Genomic DNA, 20,707 nt, shown 5'->3' with positions numbered 1-20,707 from the left:
CCCGCTACGACAAGTTGGCCAGCAGCTTCAAAGCGATGGTATGCCTGGCCTGCATAGATCGCTGCTTGCGTGCCAACTTTTCAGACAGAACCTAGGCGTCGAAACGACAATTTACGGCCGCTCCGGAAGGATCAATGCCCTCACCCATCCGGACATGCAGGAGCAAGCGCTCGAGCTCTTCGGCAACGAAATGGATATCTACCCCGTCGGCCAGGTGGTGAGCACCAGGGAGGATGCGGACGGCGCCTGGATCGAGTACGAGCAACCGAATGGACAGCGGGTCACCAAGGTGTTCGACAGGGTACTGGTGGCCATGGGCAGGACCCCCAACGTAGACCGCTTGGGGCTGGAGCACACAGGCGTGAACGTTACCGAAACGGGCGCGGTGACGTTCGATCCGCAGACGATGCGCTGCTCCGACCTTCCCATATTCATCGCCGGCGATGTGACCGACCACCTGCCGTTGTGGCACGAGGCCTTCGATGAGGGGCGTATCGCCGCCGATAACGCCTTGAACTACCCGAATCCGGTGCCTGCACAGCGTAGACCGCCGTTGATGGTGGCCTTTACCGACCCCCAGATCGCCACCATCGGTCAGAGCTTCCGGCAACTGGAAGGTCAGGACATCGTCATTGGCGACCTGCCGTTTACCAGTCCTCGCCATGTGGTCTGGAATAAGGTCCAAGGGCGCATTCAAGTCTACCTGGATGCGAAAACTGGCGTCATCTTGGGAGCCGAGTTGCTTGGGCACAAGGCTGAACACCTGGCGCACCTGCTTGCCCTGGCCATTACACATGGCATGACGGCAGAGCAGGTCCTGTCGATGCCGGTCTACCATCCCAGCGCTGAAGAGCTGTTACGGGATGTGTTGATCAACGCTCGGGACAAGTGCAGGCGTTACGCTGCCGAACACATGAGCCATTGACCCGGCTCATTCACCATGTCGCGGAATATTCAGCAACTCGAACAGTCCATGTGTCTACCGTAATGAGGCCAATGTCACCGCAATGATCTAAACTGTGCACTCAGGCCAATGCCAACAATGAAGCGACGACGGCCCTTCCTTCGGGAATGACAATAGAGGCTGAAAATACATGAAGAAAATTACGGTTGATGCCGCAGACATGCGCATTCTTTGCGCAGTGCAGCAGCATGGGCAACTAAGCAAGATCAAACTTTCCGAGTTAGTCAGCCTTTCTCCAACGCCATGCTGGGTGCGCTTTAACCGCTTGAAGGAAGCTGGCCTAATACGTGGGTATCACGCGGACATCTCGCTGGACAAAATTGTCAATGTCTCGAAAGTCATTGTGACCATTTCGCTAAAGGGGCATCAAAAATCGGCTTTCGACCGCTTTGAGGCTTATATAGGAAAAGTAGACGAGATCGTTGAGTGCATCGCGACGGGCGGCGGCATGGATTACGTCCTGAAGGTCGTCGCGCCGAGTCTTTCGGCTTTTCAAAACGTAATGGATAATCTTCTTTCCGCGGAGTTGGGGGTCGAGCGCTACATGACGTACATCGCTACCAGAGACATAAAATCGACTCAGCCCAAACTATCCTGCTTGATGGACAACTCGGAACATTGAACCCTGAATTCAAGCAATAAGCGCAGGAGGTCGGCAGCGGACGCCGGCCCATGAACACCTGGGGGATGACGCAGGTGCACGAACACCCCCCAGGGCCCCGTTATGGGTTAACGGCGGGCTTTTCAGCGTCATCCGCATTTTCACCTTCATCCACAACGGGCTCTAGTGGCTCGCCCTGCTCGTTCTGGAGCTGGTGATCGTACGCCGCCTGGAGGCCGGCGTCCTCCTCGTCCTCCTCGGCCTGGACGATGTGGCCCGGGTAGAAAGGCGACAAGATCGCCATCAGGATGCCGAGCGCGGCGAAGATGGCAAAGGCATCGGCATAGCCGAATGTGCCCACCAGCCCACCGACGACAGGCGAACCGGACGCCTGCCCCAACGATACCGCCATGAACGGCAGCACGGGCCCCATCGACAGTCGGCCCGGCAACAGGCGGATGCCGGTCATGAGATAGAGCCCCGTCAGACTCATGTAAGCCAGGCCAAAGACCAGCGCAGAGAAGGCCGCCAGCCATGACTGACCGGGGCTGGCGGCAAGCAGTGCCAAGCTTGCGGCCAGCATCATCAGCATCAGGGCCTGCGTGATGGGAGGGTTGTTGCGATCGGCCAGGTCGGCCACCACGGCCCCGCCAAGGCCTGCGATGCCCACCGAGAGCCATAGCCAGCCGGTAGCGCCGGGTGGCAAGCCGCCAAGAGTGACCACCAGGTCGGGGGCGAAGATCCAGTACGCGGAGGAGATGAAGCCCATCAAGTAGGCAAACAGCGAGAGCCTGACAAGGCGCGACCAGGGCAGTTCACTGATCGGTGGCGGCGGCGCGGCGTTCCCCGGCGTGATCCGTGATACCGAGGGCAGGAAGAGCCAGGCGGCAATGACGCCGATACCTGCCAGGACAGCGAAGGAGAGGTACGCGAAACGCCAGGCGCCGGCCAGGAACAGCACCGTTGGCACGGCCACGATCACGCCGATGCTGGTCCCCGCGTTCATGACCGAGCTGACGCGCCCGTGCATCGAGCGTTTCACCAGCGCCTGCATGGCGGCCGTGAGCGCCGGCATCATCAGGCCGGTGCAGATGCCGCATGCGAACACCCCCACGCCCAGCATTAACGCGTCGGCGGCCTGGCTGATCAGCGCCAGGCCGCCAACGCCGAACACACCCGAAAGCACCGCCGTGTTGCGGGCCCCGAGATGATCGGTGGTGAACGGCGCGACCGCCGTGGCCAGCAGGAAGCTGATGAGTGGCAGCGCGCCGATGATGCCGATCACATAAGGCGTGAGCCCCAGTTCATCCCGGATAGGAGGCACGAAGAGGCCGAAGGCGAAGCGCGCAAGGCCGTAACTGATCGCGACCAGCGCTGCTCCAAAGATCGCAAACCCTGTGCTCGATAGAGGCTTCATGGCGTATCCACCAGACACGTATGGAAGATTCCGGCTCGTGCCGGGGCCAGAGGCCCTCCCTGCCGCACGCAGCTCACCTGTTGATGCCGCCTATCACGATATTTCTTGCTCACCATGCATCCCTCACATCCTGGATTCATAGAATAACTGCCCCACCTCGAAGCAGCAGGTAAAGGCAGGAGCCGCCGCGCTGACCCTCTTCGGCTCCGCGACGAAGACGAAACAGCGCATGGGATACCGGCAGTTGCCCCATCGCCAACGGTATCAGATTCCCTCCTGCTCTGACGTTGGTATCAACCAACGCCCGATCATCCAGGGGGGCGGGGATTCGCAGCAGCGCACAAGCTCACCAGGCAGAAGGCCTGCCAACCGATGACGGAGTGCAGACCCTTGAGCCCCTTGGCCGCTTGTCGGCCCATGCGGCATCCGGGTGCCGTTCTTGCCATGCCGCCTGCCCACGAGGATGACGGCTCCTGGCTCCGCTCAAGAGAGACACTCGGCACGCAGCGACGAGGGTAGCGAACCGGACCAAACGGTCTGCCCTCCGTAAAAAACTGGTCTGTTCCGCTTTACTTCACACTGATTTTTAGACCGCTTCACAGCGTCAGGTGGGCCTATAGTGAGTCGTGCCGAATCAGCCAGTTCGAGCAGCCTCTTCAACCTCACATCATGAAAGGAAATTACAATGACAAATATCACTTCAATCAACATAGAGAAAGAAGATGACTTTGGATTTGGAACACAGATCCGTAAGTCTCCGTACTTTGACGCAACAGTACGCTGGGGGGCAAAAGGGTTTTCAGTATACAACCATACCTATATTCCGCGCGACTTCGGTGATCCGGAACAAAATTTCTGGAATCTTGTTAATGAGGCTATCCTTTGTGATGTTGCCGGCGAACGGCAGGTAGAAATCACAGGCCCGGATGCGGCGAAGTTCATGCAGAGCCTGACCCCGCGCGATTTGTCAGAAATGGCAGTTGGGCAATGCAAATATATACTCATCACCAATGCGGAAGGTGGCATTCTTAACGACCCCATCCTGCTGAGGCTGGCAGAAAATCACTTTTGGATCTCGCTGGCTGACAGCGACATCCTGTTGTGGGCCCAAGGTGTTGCGGTTAATTCAGGGCTAGAGGTCAGCATCCGCGAGCCCGATGTTTCGCCTTTGCAATTGCAAGGCCCGAACTCGGGCGAGGTGATGAAGAAGCTCTTTGGCGAGAGCATCATGGACCTGCGCTACTACTGGTTGCGCGAGATCGATCTTGATGGCATCCCACTGATCGTTTCGCGTACCGGCTGGTCGAGCGAATTGGGCTATGAGCTTTATCTGCGTGACGGGACCCAAGGGGACGAGCTCTGGGAAAAGATCATGGCGGCAGGCGCGCCCTTTGGGTTGAAGCCCGGTCATACCTCTACGATTCGTCGCATCGAAGGTGGGATGCTTTCCTACCACGCTGACGCGGACATCGATACCAACCCTTACGAACTTGGGATGGACCGCCTAGTGAATCCGGATATGGAAGCGGAATTTATCGGCAAGGCCGCGTTGCAGCGCATCCGCAAAAATGGCGTGAGTCGCAAGCAGGTCGGGCTGCGTATTGACATGGCGCCCCTCAAAAGACCCAACACCAGGTACTGGCCCCTTAGCAAGGATGGCGAGAGCGTCGGAAAGGTGACGTCTGCGGTCTATTCTCCGCGTCTCGAACAAAATATTGCGCTGGCCATGGTGGCTACTGAACATGCCACGATTGGGACTGAACTGGAAATCCCAACAGCAGCTGGACCCGTGAAGGCTGTTGTGGTGGAAAAACCCTTCTTCGACCCCAAAAAGCAAATCGCCATATCCGCTTGAATATCAGTTCGTCAGGCGAGTATCTGGGGATGAGAGCGCCACTCGAGCGCCTCCACTCAAGGTCGCAGTGACCCGATTATAACAGTCGACGTGAAAAGTGTCTGAATCCGTGAGAGCCATGGAAGTTTATAACATCAACCTCTTGCCAGAGAAGTGATTGACTCGAAAAGGCAAGACGTTTCCGGCTTCAAGGGATCGGGAAGGTGTCTCACGGATCCAGAGATCCATGATGGGCTCCACAGTGACGTTGCCGTGAAAGGAGAGACATATGTATTCCATTCGCCTTTGGACCGTGCGGCACGCAAGACTCCTTGAACACGTATACCGAATTTTCGAACCGGTAATCGTCAAGTTGCAGCCGCTTTGGAATTCGGTAGGCTACCAGCGCGCAGAAAAGCCAGTAAGCATGGTGGAAAAGTTCAGCAAGGAATTGCTTTTCGACTGCAAGATGTGTGGTCAGTGCATCCTCAGCTCTACCGGAATGTCATGTCCCATGAACTGCCCTAAATCCTTGCGCAATGGCCCTTGTGGTGGAGTACGCGCCAACGGCAACTGTGAGGTCAAACCAGAGATGCGATGTGTCTGGGTCGAAGCCTGGGATGGAAGTCAGAAAATGAAAGGCAGCGACAAGATCCATGTGGTGCAGCTGCCCGTTGATCACAGCCAGAAGGGCAGCTCCTCCTGGCTGCGTGTAGCACGTAACACATCGGATTCAACGCAGGACAGTAAAAGCGTTTCAAAGTGAGCATTAATGATACGGGCCAGTACCGCAAAAGCGCACAACTGGCCAAACAACCTAGACCAACACCTCAATAAAACATCAATTACATCAACCTGCTACCAGCAAACCAACCAACAAACATCAATATAAAGGTTTCTGCCATGAGAAAAATCACGGACTACTCCAACCAATATGTCCTCACTGTCAACTGCAAAACTGCGCCTGGAATCGTTGCCGGCATCGCATCCTATGTTACAGAGCGTGGCGGCTATATCGCAGAACTCTCCCAATTCGACGACAAGATCAGCGGCCAGTTCTTCTTGCGTACCTTATTCAACATCACCCCTGACTCCAGCCACACGTTCGAGGACATCCGCACTGGGTTCAATGTCCTGGCAGACAAGCATGACATAAAGTGGGAAATGCATGAGGTCAGCCATCCGACCAAGGTCATGATCATGGTGTCCAAGTTTGACCATTGCCTGGTCGATCTTCTTTACCGTTATCACAAGGGCGAATTGAACATCGATATCACTGCGGTAGTATCCAATCACCTGGATCTTCAACCGCTGATTGAGCGCGAAGGCTTTCGCTTTGTTCACATTCCCGTGACACCGGAAACCAAAATGGAAAAGGAGGCCGAGCTACTCAATATCATCAATGAGACCGGAACCGAGCTGGTCGTACTGGCGCGTTACATGCAAGTCTTGTCTGACAACCTATGTAAGCAGTTACACGGACGAGCCATCAATATCCATCACTCCTTTCTGCCTGGCTTCAAGGGTGCCAAGCCCTATCACCAGGCATTTGAGCGTGGCGTCAAGCTGATTGGTGCTACTGCGCATTACGTGACCGCTGATCTGGATGAGGGCCCGATCATCGAACAGTCCGTTCTACCCGTTAACCATGCCTACTATCCGGAAGAACTTGTTGCCCTTGGCCGCGACACCGAAACAAAAGCACTAGCAAGCGCTGTTAAACTGCATACGGAAAACCGTGTTTTTCTTTCGGGCAACAAAACCGTTATCTTCAAATAGAAGCAGAGGGCGTGATGGCTCATTTAATTGACGGAAAACAGCTGTCGGACCAGGTCTTGCAAGAAGTCGCCTCCGAAGTCGAGCTACTCAAGGGCGAGCATGACATCGTGCCGACGCTGGCTGTGGTGCTGGTAGGAGAGGATCCCGCTAGCCAGGTATACGTGAGGAACAAGGTGAAAAGGGCAACAGAGGCGGGGATGGGTTCTATTGAGCACCGTCTTGATGCCGAAACCTCTCAGGCCACCCTGAGTGAGCTAATTGATCATCTAAACAGTGATCCCAAGGTGCATGGCATTCTTGTGCAACTGCCACTTCCGTCACATTTCAATGAGGATATGGTGATAGCTTCCATCCATCCGGCTAAAGATGTTGATGGCTTTCATCCACTAAACGTCGGGGCACTTGCTTCTGGGCAGCCATCGTTAGTGCCATGCACGCCACAAGGCTGCATGATCATGCTGCACCAGGTCCATCCGGACCTTAGCGGTAAGAACGTCGTGGTGGTGGGACGCTCCAATATTGTCGGAAAACCGATGGCTGCACTGCTCCTGCAGGCCAACTGTACTGTCACCATTGCCCATTCACGAACGAAGAACATCGAATCACTGTGCCGCAATGCCGATATTGTGGTCGCGGCGGTTGGCCGGGCGGAATTCATCAATGCTGACTGGATCAAGCCTGGTGCAACCGTCATTGATGTCGGTATCAACGCCATTGATCTCGATGGCAAGAGAAAGCTCGTGGGTGACGTGGATTTCGAATCGGTTGCCCGCGTCGCTGGCGCCATTACGCCGGTACCCGGTGGCGTGGGGCCGATGACGATCGCATGCCTGCTCTTGAATACGACACGCGCCGCAAGGCGTCAGTTGGCCTGATCTTTAGTTTTCACCACACGCGCCAGGAATGCCCGGCATCGCCCCAAGCGACGCGACAATAACAACAGAGAACCTCACATGAACATCAACGACGATCCCACCATGGCCCCGGGCCATGACAATACCCAGGTACTGGGCCTGGACTTCCACAACCCCGTCTTTCCCATCTCGGCGCTGGCGATCATCGCCTTCGTTCTTTATGCCCTGGTCTATCCCGACGCTGCCAACACCCAGTTGACGGCCGCCCGAGGCTGGTCCATCGAGCACTTCGATTGGCTGTTCATGATCGTCGGCAACATCTTCGTGGGGCTATGCCTGGTGCTGATCGTGCTGCCCCTGGGACGCATCCGGCTGGGCGGCCAGGACGCTCGGCCAGATCATTCGCTGGTCTCGTGGTTCAGCATGTTGTTTGCCGCCGGGATGGGCATCGGCCTGATGTTCTGGAGCGTGGCCGAACCGGTAGCCTACTACACCGAATGGTATGGCACGCCGCTGAATGCCGCCGCCGGCACCCCGCAAGGCGCTCGTGCCGCCATGGGCGCCACCATGTTCCACTGGGGGCTGCATCCTTGGGCCATCTATGGGGTGGTGGGCCTCTCCCTGGCCTTCTTCGCCTACAATCGTGGACTACCGCTGAGCCTGCGCTCGGCCTTCACACCACTGCTGGGTAACCGGGTGCGTGGCTGGAGCGGCCACCTGATCGACATCACGGCGGTGCTGGCAACCATCTTCGGCCTGGCTACCTCGTTGGGCTTCGGTGCCTCCCAGGCCGCCGGCGGCCTCAACTACCTGTTCGACGTGCCCAACACCCTCGGCACTCAGATCGCCATCATTATCGCCGTCACCGCAGTGGCGCTGTTCTCGGTGTGGCGCGGCATCGACGGGGGCGTGAAGCTGTTCTCCAACATCAACATGGTGATCGCCCTGCTGCTGTTGCTGTTCGTGGTGCTGACCGGCTCCACCCTGCTGTTCCTCAACGGCCTGTGGGACACCACCCTGGCCTACCTGACCCATATCGTGCCGCTGTCCAACTGGATCGGCCGCGATGACACCACCTGGTTCCATGGCTGGACGGTGTTCTACTGGGCCTGGTGGATCTCCTGGTCGCCCTTTGTCGGCATGTTCATCGCTCGAGTCTCGCGCGGTCGCACGGTCCGCGAGTTCCTGACCGCCGTACTGCTGGTACCGACCCTGGTCACGATTGTCTGGATGAGCGCCTTCGGCGGCAACGCTTTGGCTCAGTCGGCGGCCGGCGTCGGCGAACTGGCGAATGGCATCAGCGACGTCTCGCTGGCGATGTTCCAGATGCTCGAGCAGCTACCGCTGACCACCCTGACCTCAACCATGGCCATCGTCCTGGTGCTGGTGTTCTTCATTACCTCCTCGGATTCCGGCTCGCTGGTGATCGACAGCATCACCGCCGGCGGCAAGGTCGATGCGCCACGTACCCAGCGGGTATTCTGGGCCACCCTCGAGGGGGTGATCGCTGGCGTCCTGCTCTACGGTGGCGGCGACAAGGCCCTCGGCGCCCTGCAGGCCGGCGCCGTGGCCACCGGCCTGCCCTTCTCCCTGGTCCTGTTGGTGATGTGCGTGGGCCTGGTCAAGAGCCTGCGCCAGGAACATCGCGACCTGGTGCTTGCAAGCGCGATCTGAAACACGGCGTTCTCACGGCCGACGACGCCCCCATCAGGGGGCGTCTGCCGTGCCTCCACCAAAGCGCCACTTGAGTTTCCCTCGCGCCCTTTGCCCTATTCCGCTCGCTCCGCCAGCACTTGCCGGAGCTCCTGCCGATAGGCCGCCGTGTGGCCCGCTGGGTCGGCGGGAAACCGACCGAGTGCCACGGCCAACTCGAAGAAGCCCGGCCGGGGCAGGTCGCCACGTCGGCTGACCACCAGGGCGGCGATCATCGGCCGGCCAGCGGCGACGTCCTCGCGCATCAACGCCTCCAGGCCCAGGGCGACACGCTGGATGGTACGCGGTGGCACAAGGCCCAGCGCTTCGGCAGCCTGCTGGTAGGTGATCGGCAGCCGCTCGTCGGGCAGGCCTCTCAGCAACTCGCGCAGGCAAGGCGCCAGGTCGGCGTCGGCTTGGCTCGCCATGCAATCAGCCCTCCATGGGTTGGCGGTAATACGCTGGTGCGCCGTTGGAAGGCGCTGAGGCGAGTCTCCGCCATGGCATACGCTCGAGCAAGTCCAGCGTCCGCGTACAGAATGAGGAGAATGACATCGATGAGGCAGCCTTCGCCCGATGGATCGAGAGGCGGGCAGATGGCGGCACGGACTCCTCGAGGACGCTCGGCTCTGATGGGGAACGACGCCTATGTTAACCGGGCATGCGTGCTAGCATGGCGCCGTCATTCACCTCGGCAGCGGATACGGCATGGAAGAGATCGGCCTGAGATGGCTGCTGGGTCAGGGCGTCAGCCTGGTGGCGCTGGCCCTCTGCCTGGTGGCCTTTGCCAGCAAGCGCGACGATCGACTGTTCGTGCTGCTGCTGTTCGCCAACGTGGCCTTCGCCGCGCAGTTCGCGCTGTTCGAAAGCTGGGTGGCGGCCGGGATCTCGGCACTGATCGTGCTGCGCATCGCCCTGGTGCGCCGCTACCCGCGCCACCGCGTGCTGATGCTGGCGATGCTGGCCGCCACACTGGTGGTGGCAGCGCTGACGTGGAGCGGCCCACGCGATATCCCCGCCCTGGCGGCGGGCCTGCTGGGCACCTGGGGCATGTTCATGCTGCGCGGCATCGCCATGCGCGCCGCCCTGGCTGTCGCCGCGCTATGCTGGGTCATCAGCAACCTGCTGGCCGGCTCGATCGGCGGGACCATCGCCGAGAGCCTGATCTTCCTGACCAATGTGATCACCATGCTGCGCCTGCACCGCGATGCTCACCTGCGCTACATTCACGGCTGAGACGAGCGTCCTACGCCTCGAAGCCCCCAGGGGATCGGCTGCCCACTAACCGCGGCCTGAACCGACAGCGCAGGCGAGCCAGGCGGACGCTCGCTGGTGCCAACCGGGCGTGGCATGCTGGCTGAACTAGTGATGACTGAGCTAGGCAAGCGGGTCGGAAGACGCCATGCGTCCGTCAGAGAACGTGGTGTCCACCCCTGGCGGAGCGAGACGAGGAGCCGGCATGACGGAAGAACGTATGACAGCACAACATCGAAGCCTGGGCCTGGCCTTCAAGGTGGCACTGGCCGGGGGCATCCTGGCCCTTCTGGCGGCCCTCTCCATGGCGGCTGCGGGGCCTGCCTATCGCAACAGCCTGCTGTCGCTGGGGGATGCCTTCAGCATGCTGCGCTATGGCGCCTTCACTGCCCTCGCCGCCGCCGGGCTGGGCCTGGTGGGGCTGATCATCGCCGCCATCACCCGCCGCGCGCTGCCGGCACTGCTCGGTTTGCTGGTGATCCTGGCCGGCCTGGTGCTGGTGGCGGTGCCCTGGATGCAGCTTCAGCAGGCCAGATCGGTGCCGCCCATACACGACATCTCCACCGACCTGCAGGACCCACCCGCCTTCGAGGCCCTGGCCGATGCCCGCGAGGCCGCACCCAACGCCGTGGCCTACCCCGGCGAGGCGACCGCCCGGCAGCAGCGCGAGGCCTATCCGGAGATCCAGCCGCTGGTGGTGGACGCGCCCCTGGCCGAGATCCGAGCCGCTGTCGAGGCCGCCATGCGCGACGCCGGCTGGGAGATCGCCAGGATGAATGACACCCGCATCGAAGCCACGGCGACCACTACCTGGTTCGGTTTCAAGGACGACGTGGTGATCCGCCTGAGCGAGACACCGGACGGCAGGCGGATCGATATGCGCTCCGCCTCGCGGCTGGGCAGCAGCGATATCGGCACCAACGCCGCGCGCATCCGCACCTTCCTGGCCAATCTCGCGCAGCGCATCGGCACGTCATAGGCGTGGCGTCATAGCGGCCCCGGCAGCGAAACGGCCGTCTCGCTGCCCGGCGGAGGGTCAGCGCTGGGCCTCGCCGATCTCCCTTTCGCCATCGAGCAGCACGAACTCGCGATCGCGCAGCTCCCGGGCCTTGAGCAGGTGCAGCAGGGCGTGAACGACATTGGCTCGCGTGGCCCGGTTCTCACCGCCGGTCTCGGCAAGCCAGGTGGCCACGCGCTCGGTGGCCCGAGTTACAGCGGCAGGTGCAGGATCGCGCCGCGCAGGCCACGCGCATCTGCCCACAGCTTGCCCAGGGTAATCGGCAGCCGAAAGCGACGCTTGCCGGCAGCCCCCGGGTTGAACAGCAGCCGCCCGCCCTGCCATTCGTTGCGCGGCTTGTGGGAGTGGCCGTGGAGCACGACGTCGCAGGCGAGGGTCGCGTCGAGGTCGGCGATGTCGTGCACCAGGTGCAACCGCCAGCCGTTGACCCGGAGATCCCTGGTGTGGGGAAGCCGCTCGGCCCAGGACGCGGTGTCGATATTGCCGCGTACGGCCTGCAGGGGCGCCAGTTCGGCGAGACGCTCGAGCAGGGCGCGGTCCTCCTCCTTGCTGCCGACATCGCCGAGATGCAGGATCAGTCCGCAGCCCTCGAGCATCGCCAGCGCCTCGGGACGAAGTAACCCGTGGGTATCGGCGATTACCCCGATGGGCCCTTCGAGCGTCACGCTTGCCATGGTAAATTCGCCTCCGTCCATCATGGAGCCAGCATAGTGAATCCCGAAGACCTTGAGAAACTGATCACCCTGCGCATGCCCTTCGGCAAGCATGCGGGCTGTCTGATCGCCGACCTGCCCGGCCCCTACCTCAACTGGTTCGCCCGCGAGGGCTTTCCCGAAGGCCAGATCGGCAGGCTGCTGAACCTGATGCACGAGATCGACCACAACGGTCTGAGCGAATTGCTCGACCCGCTGCGCAAGGAGGCCTGAGACCATGCCACAGAGCCCACGTCCCCCCTCTCCCTGCATTCAGGTCTGCCGCCTGACAGCGTGCGGCACCCTCTGCGAGGGCTGCGGCCGAACCGTGAACGAGATCGCTGGCTGGAGCCGAATGAGCGAGACCGAGCGCGAGGCGGTCTGGCAGCGGCTGTCCTACCAGGCAAACAGCGACGCGACGTAGCCGGTCGCGCGTTGCCACAGCACCCAGGCCAGCCATCCTCAGGCTGGCCGCCGTCTTGCGACGTCATTGCGTGGAAAGCCCGGTGACGCCGTGAGGTGAAGTGCGAGGAAACATGCGATAGCGTGTCGCACGGATGCCCTAGACCCGCGAGACGACGCCATGTCCGAACAAGACCCCCTGCCACCGCTGGAATGGGATCCTGAGGGCGTCCAGATTCGGGGATTCTCTGCCGGCCTCTATCAGATCGAGTGGCTGCTGGTCACGATCGTCATCCTCTACCTGGTGGTCATGGGCCTGCCCGCCGAGGGAGGCCTGGGCGTGCTGACCGCGACCTTCGGCTATTTCGGCTTCAGCCTGCTGGCCAGCCGGCTACGCTTCTTCGGCGAGCGGCAGCGCTGGCTGCTGGCCTTGCACACCTGGGCCATGATCGGCTTCATCACCTGGTTCCTCTACGGCACCGAGGGCGTTACCGGCCCGCTGGCGAGTCTCTACCTGCTGGCCGTCGTCACCAGCGCCCTGACCCTGGGCGTGCTGGTCACGATGCTCGAGGTGGCAGCGATCGCGGCCTGCCAGTTGCTGCTCCTCCACCTGCAGGGCACCGAGATCCTGACCACCGCCAACCTGGCACCCGTCGGCACCAGCATCATCGCCCTGTTGATCGTCGGCTACCTTACCGCGGCACTGGTGCATACCATCCATCTCTCCAATCGCACCCTGCTGAAGATGGCCAGCCGGGATGTGTTGACCGGCCTGTTCAACCGCCGTGCGTTCGACGACCTGGCCGGGCCCATCCACGAAATGGCCAGACGTTCGCAGCACCCCTACTGTGTCGTCGTCGTCGACATGGATGGCCTCAAGGTCATCAACGACAGCCAGGGTCACTGCGCCGGTGACCGGGCTATCCTGGACCTGGCGAAGCGGCTTCAGGCGTGCAAGCGCAGCAGCGACATCCTGGCCCGCTACGGCGGTGACGAATTCGTGATGCTGCTGCCCGAGACCGATGCCGCCGGGGGCAAGAAGATGATGCAGCGTCTTCTCGATACCAGGTGGCACCAACAGCAGTCGATCAGCATCGGCGTGGCCGCCTTTCCCGAACATGGCGAATCCTTCGAGGGACTTGTCGACCACGCCGACAGCGCCATGTACCGCAGCAAGAACGCGGGTGGCAACCGCGTGACGGACCAGAACGTGGCCTGACCTAGCGCTCAGCAGGAAGCCGGCTGACGGCAGCCTGGGGCAAGACCGGTCCGTGCCGGGGGCACAGGAAGCAAGGCGTCGCTGAGCCGATAAAGATGGCACAATCGCGCCCTTTGCCGCCTGCCAAGGAGAGGACATGCCGGCCACGACGCCCCACGCCCGTCGGGTCACTTACCGCTACTTCCTGGTCATGCTGGCCGTCGGCATGAGCGGCGGCCTGCTTGGCCCGGCGCTGCCCCACCTGGCCGCAATGACGGATTCGACGATGGGCCAGATCTCGGTGCTGTTTACCGCCCGCGCGCTGGGCAACATGCTCGGCTCGCTGCTCGTGGGACGGCTGGTGGACCGCTTCTCGGGTCACCGGGTGCTGGTCGCCATGCTGCTGCTGATGGCGGCGGGGCTCGCGGTGGTGCCGATCAGTCAGGGGCTGGCGATGCTCACCGGGGTCATCTTCCTGCTGGGCCTGGCCGAGGTCTCGGCCAATGCCGGCACCAATACCCTGCTGCTGTGGGCCCACGGCAAGGACTCGCCGCCCTGGATCAGCGCCCTGCACTTCTGCTTCGGGTTGGGCAACACCCTGGTGCCGCTGGTGCTGGTGTTGGTGCTGGCGCTGACCGACCACGTCGCCTGGGCCTTCTGGGCGGTGGCCCTCTACGCGCTGTTGCTGCTGTGGCCACTGGCCCAGCTGGAGAGCCCACGGCTGCCGGCCAGTAGCGATGACACCGCCACCATGCCCTTGCCCGACAACTGGCGGCTGGGGCTGTTCCTGTTCATGTTCGGCCTCTACGTGGGTACCGAGATTACCTTCGCCGGATGGGTGACCGCCTACGCCACCCTGCGCGGCATGCCGGGCGAGGACGCCGCGGTGCTGGCCACCCTCTTCTGGCTGGCACTCTCGGTGGGACGCCTGCTGGCGATCCCGCTGTTGCGCCGCTTTTCGCCCTGGTGGGTGCTGCGCGGCTGCCTGACCCTGGGATTGGCCAGCAGCCTGGCACTGCAGTGGGACACAATGCCGCTGGCGGTCGTCTCGCTGCTCTTCGGTCTGGCCGCCTCGGCGATCTTTCCTACCCTGTTCGGGCTGAGCAACCAGCTGATGGCCATGAACGGGCGCACCACGGGGATGATCTTCCTGGCCGCCGGCAGCGGCGCCATGGCGGTGCCGACGCTGACCGGCCCGCTACTCGAGCAGGCCGGAACGCGCAGCTTCCCGCTGCTGCTCATGGCGCTGATGGGCCTGCTGGCGCTGTCACTGTTCACGCTGCGGGCCCGGGTCAGACATACCGGGCGCTGAGAGTCAGTGATTCTTGACGCGCTGGATCCGCCAGGCCAGCAGCCCGATGACCAGCAGCGTCAGGGGGCCGAATACCATGGCGGCGATGCGCGGCTCGATGGGCATGCCAAGCGCCCCGAGACTCTCCAGGGCGAGCTTGACCAGGCTGAAGAGGTAGTAGCTGATGACGATGATCGACAGCCCCTCGACGGCCTTCTGGATCTTCAGCTGGCTGCTGGTGCGCTCGTTGAGGCTATGCAGGATCTCGGAGTTCTGCTCCTCGATCTCCACCTGGGCACGGGTCCGCAGCAGGTCGTTGAGCCGCGCCACGCTCTCCGCCAGGCTGGTCTGGCGCTGGTTGATCGCGGCGCAGTAATGCACCGTCGGCCGGAAGCGGCGCAGGATAAAGGTCCCCAGCCGTGGGCGGTCGCCGAGGCGCGCCTCGCGAAGCTCATCAATACGATTGAAGACGATCCGCGCGTAAGCCTCGGTGGCGCTGAAGCGCTGACGCGAGCGGGCACCCGAGCGTTCGAGCCGCGCCGAGAGCGCGGAAATGGCCGCCAGCAACGGCCGAGAGCTCGCTTCCTCGTCTTCGGTATTGCGATCCGAGAGCTCGCCGAGCTCGAGCTCGTGGTCGCGTAGCTCGAGACTCATCTGCTTGGCTACCGGCAGCGCCAGCGAGGCCATCATGCGGTAGGTCTCGATCTCCAGCAGTCGCCGGGTCATGCGCCCCAGGCGAAAGGCGTTGAGGCCGTGGTTGACCAGCAGCAGGCGGTTGACGCCTGCCGCGGTAAGCCGAAAGTCACTCCAGACGGTGGCGTCGCCGTCACCGAGGCTGGAACCGGCGGGGTCGCGAAAACCGTAGGCCTCGGCATCGCCGTCCCAGGCAGTCTCGGCCTCCACCAGAATCAGGCTGGCATTGATCAGCGACCGGCTGTGTTCGGCGGCGACCTCCGCCAGCAGCGGCGGGGGCGATGGCCAGAGCTCGCCCCGGGCTGGCTTGGGCACCAGCAGGGTCAGGGTAAAGAACTCGGTGTGTCGCTCCCACTTGAGGGTCTGGTCACCGAGCTCGAGAATCTCCTGGGCCGCCTCGACATCGGGGGTTTTGCCGACCACTTCGGCAACCCGGCCAAGGATATCCGCGGCGATGTCGTCATCGTCGAGGAAGGCGTAGTGGTGAAGGTGCGCCGGCTCCTCGAAGTAGATCGAAGGGCGGGCGTGAAGCTCGTTGTGCAGTCGCGCGCGTTGGGGATGCATGGTCAGTCCGTGAGTGGGATCAAGTCGGCCATCTAGACTAAGGTCCAGTGGCGAAGCCCGCCAGAAGAGCACATCAACGCTGATGCGGCATTACCATGCGAATGTCGACACTAGCGCGCCGCATTGGTGACGTCGGGCACTACGCTTCCGGTCTTTCGCCTAGAAACCGGCATGACGATAGAGCGCGCCGAGATGGCCTCGCCATTCTCGCTGAAGTTGGCCGCGCCAACGCTCCGCCGGGCTAAACCGCCTGCCGATGATGCGGCGCAGGGGCTCGAGGTAGGCCGTCTCGTTCTTGCCCGAGGCATCGCGGCGAGCGCGACGCTCGAGTCCCTGGTGGGCCAGGTCGAACGCCGCTTCCAGCGCCTCGAGCAGCGAAGCTGCCCGGTATACCCCGCTGACCGAGATACGATGGCTGTCGGCAAGGCCCAGCCCGGGAAGGCGGTGGCGCAGCAGGTTGAGATGGGCGGCGTCGCAGCCCTCCACCAGCGCCAGCGCCTGCCGACGCGCGCGCTCGTCATACAGCAGCCCGGTCCAGAACGCTGCCAGGGACAGGCTCAGTTCCAGCGGCAGGGAATCATTGCCGCGCAGTTCCAGGTGCCCCTTGAGGCGCACGTCGTGCATCAGGGTGTTGAGGTGGTCCGCCCAGTCCTGCTGCGTGGGCGTCTCGCCGGGCAGTTCATGCAGTTCCCCGCGCATCATGTCGCGAAAGCTGCGGCCGGCCAGGTCGAGGTGCGCACCGTCCCTGGCGACAGAGTACATCGGCACGTCCATTGCACGCTGCACGTAGTCAGCGAAGCCGAAGTCGTCACGCAGCACCTCCGGCAGCACGCCGCAGCGGGCAGAGTCGGTGTGCAGCCAGACGTAGTGGCGATAGGAGGTGAGAGTGCTGTCCTCGCCATCGGCGAAAGGGGCGTTGGCCAGCGCCACCATCACCAGGGGCTGCAATGCCATGGCCAGACGGTACTTTTCGCGCATGTCCGCCTCGCTGCAGTAGTCGAAATTGAGCTGTAGCGAACAGCTGCGCGCCATCATGTCGAGGCCATGAACGCCGACTCGAGGCATGTAGTCGCGCATGATGCGGTAGCGGCTCTTGGGCACCCAGTCGGCCGCCTCGCGCGCCCATGCCGGGGCAAAACCCAGTGCCAGAACGCCCAAGCCCAGGTCGTCAGCGAGTTCGGCCAGCTGGCGACGATGCTCGATCATCTCCGCGGCAACGCCGTGAAGGTCGGGCCAGGGGGTTCCCGACAACTCCAGCTGACCGGCGGGCTCCAGGGTGATAGAGGCGGCATCGCCGCTGAGGCCGACCAGGCGGCCTTGCTCATGTTGGGGTTGCCAGCCGAAGCGCTCCAGCGCCGTCAACACGCCTTCAATGCCGGCGGGCCCGGCATAGGGCAGGCGTCGATGGTCGTGCCGCGAAAACAGGAAGGCTTCATGCTCGACCCCGATCAGGCACTGCTCCGGCGGCTTGCAGTGTCCGACCAGGTCGTCGTAAAGGCGCTGAGCGTCGATCATCGCATCCCTGGGCATGGCGGCGTGGCTGGCATGGGTATCAGACGTCAGCCTAGCAGGCGCTCGTGCCTGCGTCCCGGGTGGGGCCGTGCTGTGCCGGCAAGTCAGGCAATCGGTGGAGTGAATCTCACAGCCACTTCCTGCGCCGAAACAGCCACAGCAGGCCCAGGCCGATGGCGAGCATCAGCCCGAGCACGACGAAGTACCCCCAGCGATAGGCGAGCTCGGGCATGTTCGCGAAGTTCATGCCGTAGATGCCGGCAATGAAGGTCAGCGGCACGAAGATGGCGGTAATCACCGTGAGCACCCGCATGGTGATGTTGAGCTGGTGCGAGGAGAGCGAGATGTAGCCATCGATCAGGTCGCCGCAGATGTCGTAGTACATCTGGGTCAGGCTGTGCAGGCGCTCGAAGCGCTCATGGACGTCGTTGATGGCGTGCAGGGTGTCCTCGTTGTCACGCGGCAGGTGTTGATAATCAAAGGCCGTGAGCTCCTGGGTAATGCCGACATGATAGCGGAACACCCGGCGCATCTTGACCAGTCGCGAGCGGTAGGCAATGACCCGACGCATCAGGGTATCGCTACCATCCTCGAGCAGCGCGTCCTCCAGGTCGCTGAGCGCATTCTCGAACTCGAGCAGGCTGTCCAGGTAGTAGCCGGCGGAGATGTACATGACCTTGAGCGCCACGTGCTCGGGGGAGAGGCGCAGGAGCGTCTCTCCCTCATGATGGGCCAGCAAGCGGTCGATGCTCAGCGCTGTGCCGGGATGCAGGCTGATCAGGAAACGCTGGCCGAGGAGAAAGGCGACCTGCTGGGGGACAAAGTTGAGCTCGGCATCGAAGGAGGAGATGCCGCGATAGAGGATCAGGGTGTGATCGTCGAACTCCTCGATCTTGGGTGGGTGGCGCTCGCGCTGAGCATCGTCAATGGCCAGAGGATGGCAGCCAAAGGCCTGAAGCAGCTCTCGCTCGCGCACCTGGTCTTCTCCCTGCAGGTCGATCCAGATACGGCTCCCGACGTCGTCGCGCCAGCGCGCGACCAGTTCCTCACCGCCCCTCGTTACTCGGCCATCGGCCTCCAGCAGCAGCGTACGCATCATCGAATCAGCATCCTCTCGAGACAGTGCCCGCACCTTACGGCACCGGCGACACCCTTGCCCAGCGAGATCAGGCTCAAGGGGATACCACATTGACACCAGGGGTCTACCGCTGGATAGCGAGCGTCGATTACAGTGCCTGAAGGTCAGCGGTTCATTACACGGGGAGGACGTCTCGATGAGTGAGCAGATCTCGCAGGTGATCGTGCCCGTCGACGGGTCACCGTCGGCGCAGGCGGCGGCCCGACACGCCAGCCTGCTGGCCAGGCTATTGGATATACCGCTGCAGCTGCTGCACGTGATGCCGCTTCACCCGGCCGAGCTCAGTGATATCCCCGCCAATCGCCAGGCGGAGGCCGACCATGACAGAGCGCAACGCCAGCACCAGGCTGCCGAGGCCTTTGCCCAGGCACGCCAGGCGCTGGACCCAGAGCTGAAACGGGCACCCAGCGAAGAGCTCATCGAGAGGAGCTCCTTCATCCGCCATCCCGACCGCGCCATCCTCGAGCATGCGGACCGGCATGCCGGAAGCCTGCTGGTGCTGGGGGCTCGCCAACTGAGCGATGTCGGCAAGTTCATGCAAGGCAGCGTCAGCAACGAAGTCGTTCACCGCGCCCGCTGCCCGGTAACCATCGTGCATGCCGAAGCCGGACTCTCCGACGCCGCCAGTCTGGGACAGGTACTGGTGCCGGTAGATGGCTCCTCACATTGCCTCAAGGCGACCGCCCTGGCAGGTGAGCTGGCGCGGTGTGCCGACGTGTCGGTGGAACTGGTGTTCTGTCATCCGGAGAGCCGGCCGACGGATGCCGCGAACGAAGAGGACAGCATGGCCTACAAGGCATTCGAGCAGGCCAGAAAGGCCCTCGGCGAAGTGCCGCGAGGCACCGAAGAGGTCGTGAGTCGAGGCAAGCGCGTTCCCGAGGCCATCGTCGCTCGCGCCAAGTATCACGCCGGCGCCATGCCGGTGATCGTCATGGGCCGCCGCGGCCTGGGCAAGTGGCAATCTTCGCTGCTGGGCAGTGTCAGCCACCGCGTCATCGACCTGGCACCCTGTCCGGTCACCGTCGTGTCCTGAACCTGAAGCACGCGGGCCAGGGTCGATGGAAGCGCTTCAGGCCTCGGCGTCGTAAGCCGCCTTTAGGCGGTAGAACTCGGCGACCACCTCGTCCATGGCCTCGGGGTCGTAGTCACAGAGCCCACTGACCACCAGCTTCTTGGACCCCGTGCCGACTGGCTCATCGTCTGCCAGAATGCGGAACTCGAGCAGCACATCGCCGCGCTTTCCGGCCACCTCGAGCGAGGAGTCGACAAACTCCAGGCCCGGCGCGGGTACCTCCAGGCGCTCCAGGCAAAAGCCCATGCTGTCGTAGATGACCAACGGACGACGCGGGTTGAACATCACTCCCTTCTCCTCCATCAGCGGCTTGAGGTAGTGGGGAAAGTTCTTGCCCGAGAAGGCCACATAGCTGCGGGTGAAGGCCTCCACCACCGCTTCGTCGCGCGTCGTCTCGCCGCTGCGCTCGACGTCCAGGTAGCACTTGCCGCTCTCGTCGCAGACGCGAATCCGACCATCCGGCTGTTCGCTGAAACAAAGCGGCGTACCATCCCCGACCATGCTCAGGAAACGAAACGACATCTGCTGGGAGAGACCGAAACGTTCCAGCACCAGGGCAAAGAGCAGGTCACCGGGCACACAGAAACGGCGCGCATCCGGATTGTGGATGGGGTTGTAATCGCCGGCAATGCGCTTGGCGAACTGGCTCGCCTGGTGAGCGGAAATACGGATACGCCCGTCCGTAAGCGTATAGAAATCATCAAGAAACATGCACTGTATGCCTGCGTCGTT

Annotated in this window: 22 protein-coding genes; 14 read left to right on the top strand and 8 right to left on the bottom strand. The window is 62.3% G+C overall.

The window, feature by feature from the left end:
• Window positions 1-925, top strand: a 925-nt coding sequence (locus FHR95_RS15895; RefSeq protein WP_183315129.1) for an FAD-dependent oxidoreductase, incomplete at its 5' end; no start/stop codon positions are given.
• 169 nt (window positions 926-1,094) lie between these two features.
• Window positions 1,095-1,586, top strand: coding sequence for an Lrp/AsnC family transcriptional regulator (locus FHR95_RS15890; RefSeq protein WP_183315128.1), 492 nt, complete (start codon window positions 1,095-1,097; stop codon window positions 1,584-1,586).
• Between the two features lie 100 nt (window positions 1,587-1,686).
• On the opposite strand, the gene FHR95_RS15885 is transcribed toward FHR95_RS15890, so the two are convergent.
• The gene (locus tag FHR95_RS15885) at window positions 1,687-2,982 is read right to left on the bottom strand and encodes an MFS transporter (RefSeq protein ID WP_040184238.1); all 1,296 of its coding nucleotides are present in this window, start codon (window positions 2,980-2,982) and stop codon (window positions 1,687-1,689) included.
• 685 nt (window positions 2,983-3,667) lie between these two features.
• Here FHR95_RS15885 and FHR95_RS15880 point away from each other — a divergent pair.
• The 5 genes from FHR95_RS15880 to FHR95_RS15860 all read left to right on the top strand — a co-directional run bounded on the left by FHR95_RS15880 (window position 3,668) and on the right by FHR95_RS15860 (window position 9,123).
• Window positions 3,668-4,837: a glycine cleavage T C-terminal barrel domain-containing protein gene (locus FHR95_RS15880; protein WP_183315127.1), complete on the top strand. Its 1,170-nt coding sequence runs from the start codon at window positions 3,668-3,670 to the stop codon at window positions 4,835-4,837.
• A 268-nt stretch (window positions 4,838-5,105) separates the two neighbouring features.
• Entirely contained in the window at window positions 5,106-5,582 is a 477-nt protein-coding gene (locus FHR95_RS15875; protein WP_183315126.1) for a methylenetetrahydrofolate reductase C-terminal domain-containing protein, read from the top strand.
• Between the two features lie 137 nt (window positions 5,583-5,719).
• Complete coding sequence (gene purU / locus FHR95_RS15870) at window positions 5,720-6,595, top strand: formyltetrahydrofolate deformylase (protein WP_183315125.1); 876 nt, start codon at window positions 5,720-5,722, stop codon at window positions 6,593-6,595.
• A 14-nt stretch (window positions 6,596-6,609) separates the two neighbouring features.
• The gene (gene folD, locus FHR95_RS15865) at window positions 6,610-7,470 is read left to right on the top strand and encodes a bifunctional methylenetetrahydrofolate dehydrogenase/methenyltetrahydrofolate cyclohydrolase FolD (protein ID WP_221199365.1); all 861 of its coding nucleotides are present in this window, start codon (window positions 6,610-6,612) and stop codon (window positions 7,468-7,470) included.
• Between the two features lie 78 nt (window positions 7,471-7,548).
• Complete coding sequence (locus tag FHR95_RS15860) at window positions 7,549-9,123, top strand: BCCT family transporter (protein ID WP_183315123.1); 1,575 nt, start codon at window positions 7,549-7,551, stop codon at window positions 9,121-9,123.
• 95 nt (window positions 9,124-9,218) lie between these two features.
• Here the strand turns inward: FHR95_RS15860 and FHR95_RS15855 are convergent, their stop codons facing one another.
• Window positions 9,219-9,569: a hypothetical protein gene (locus tag FHR95_RS15855; RefSeq protein WP_183315122.1), complete on the bottom strand. Its 351-nt coding sequence runs from the start codon at window positions 9,567-9,569 to the stop codon at window positions 9,219-9,221.
• A gap of 280 nt (window positions 9,570-9,849) precedes the next feature.
• Between FHR95_RS15855 and FHR95_RS15850 the strand changes: the two genes are divergently transcribed.
• A complete protein-coding gene (locus FHR95_RS15850; RefSeq protein ID WP_183315121.1) occupies window positions 9,850-10,377 on the top strand; it encodes a YgjV family protein in 528 nt (175 codons plus the stop codon).
• A 223-nt stretch (window positions 10,378-10,600) separates the two neighbouring features.
• On the top strand, window positions 10,601-11,374 hold the full coding sequence (locus tag FHR95_RS15845) for a DUF1499 domain-containing protein (RefSeq protein WP_246378650.1): 774 nt from the start codon (window positions 10,601-10,603) through the stop codon (window positions 11,372-11,374).
• A 57-nt stretch (window positions 11,375-11,431) separates the two neighbouring features.
• On the opposite strand, the gene FHR95_RS15840 is transcribed toward FHR95_RS15845, so the two are convergent.
• A complete protein-coding gene (locus FHR95_RS15840; protein ID WP_183315120.1) occupies window positions 11,432-11,587 on the bottom strand; it encodes a hypothetical protein in 156 nt (51 codons plus the stop codon).
• Window positions 11,588-11,604: 17 nt separating this feature from the next.
• Window positions 11,605-12,087, bottom strand: a complete 483-nt coding sequence (locus FHR95_RS15835; protein ID WP_183315119.1) for a metallophosphoesterase family protein — start codon at window positions 12,085-12,087, stop codon at window positions 11,605-11,607.
• Window positions 12,088-12,123: 36 nt separating this feature from the next.
• Here FHR95_RS15835 and FHR95_RS15830 point away from each other — a divergent pair, with 36 nt between their 5' ends.
• From FHR95_RS15830 to FHR95_RS15815, 4 genes are all read left to right on the top strand, one after another.
• Window positions 12,124-12,339 carry a putative quorum-sensing-regulated virulence factor gene (locus FHR95_RS15830; protein ID WP_183315118.1) on the top strand — a complete coding sequence of 72 codons (216 nt, stop codon included), beginning with the start codon at window positions 12,124-12,126 and terminating at the stop codon, window positions 12,337-12,339.
• A 4-nt stretch (window positions 12,340-12,343) separates the two neighbouring features.
• A complete protein-coding gene (locus FHR95_RS15825) occupies window positions 12,344-12,529 on the top strand; it encodes a DUF1289 domain-containing protein (protein WP_040184230.1) in 186 nt (61 codons plus the stop codon).
• Window positions 12,530-12,688: 159 nt separating this feature from the next.
• Window positions 12,689-13,726, top strand: coding sequence for a GGDEF domain-containing protein (locus tag FHR95_RS15820; RefSeq protein WP_183315117.1), 1,038 nt, complete (start codon window positions 12,689-12,691; stop codon window positions 13,724-13,726).
• Window positions 13,727-13,862: 136 nt separating this feature from the next.
• Entirely contained in the window at window positions 13,863-15,017 is a 1,155-nt protein-coding gene (locus FHR95_RS15815) for an MFS transporter (protein ID WP_183315116.1), read from the top strand.
• A 3-nt stretch (window positions 15,018-15,020) separates the two neighbouring features.
• On the opposite strand, the gene FHR95_RS15810 is transcribed toward FHR95_RS15815, so the two are convergent.
• From FHR95_RS15810 to FHR95_RS15800, 3 genes are all read right to left on the bottom strand, one after another.
• Complete coding sequence (locus FHR95_RS15810; protein ID WP_183315115.1) at window positions 15,021-16,253, bottom strand: DUF3422 domain-containing protein; 1,233 nt, start codon at window positions 16,251-16,253, stop codon at window positions 15,021-15,023.
• Window positions 16,254-16,412: 159 nt separating this feature from the next.
• A complete protein-coding gene (locus FHR95_RS15805) occupies window positions 16,413-17,768 on the bottom strand; it encodes a glutamate--cysteine ligase (protein ID WP_183315114.1) in 1,356 nt (451 codons plus the stop codon).
• A gap of 124 nt (window positions 17,769-17,892) precedes the next feature.
• Window positions 17,893-18,864 carry a magnesium transporter CorA family protein gene (locus FHR95_RS15800; protein ID WP_183315113.1) on the bottom strand — a complete coding sequence of 324 codons (972 nt, stop codon included), beginning with the start codon at window positions 18,862-18,864 and terminating at the stop codon, window positions 17,893-17,895.
• 175 nt (window positions 18,865-19,039) lie between these two features.
• Here FHR95_RS15800 and FHR95_RS15795 point away from each other — a divergent pair, with 175 nt between their 5' ends.
• Entirely contained in the window at window positions 19,040-19,936 is an 897-nt protein-coding gene (locus FHR95_RS15795) for a universal stress protein (protein WP_183315112.1), read from the top strand.
• Between the two features lie 36 nt (window positions 19,937-19,972).
• Here the strand turns inward: FHR95_RS15795 and FHR95_RS15790 are convergent, their stop codons facing one another.
• Window positions 19,973-20,686, bottom strand: coding sequence for a DUF3581 domain-containing protein (locus tag FHR95_RS15790; protein ID WP_040184222.1), 714 nt, complete (start codon window positions 20,684-20,686; stop codon window positions 19,973-19,975).
• Between the last annotated feature and the right edge of the window lie 21 nt (window positions 20,687-20,707).

This window comes from Halomonas fontilapidosi (assembly GCF_014192285.1).
Taxonomy (GTDB): Bacteria; Pseudomonadota; Gammaproteobacteria; order Pseudomonadales; family Halomonadaceae; genus Halomonas; species Halomonas fontilapidosi.
This window is presented reverse-complemented; position numbering and strand designations above follow the sequence as displayed.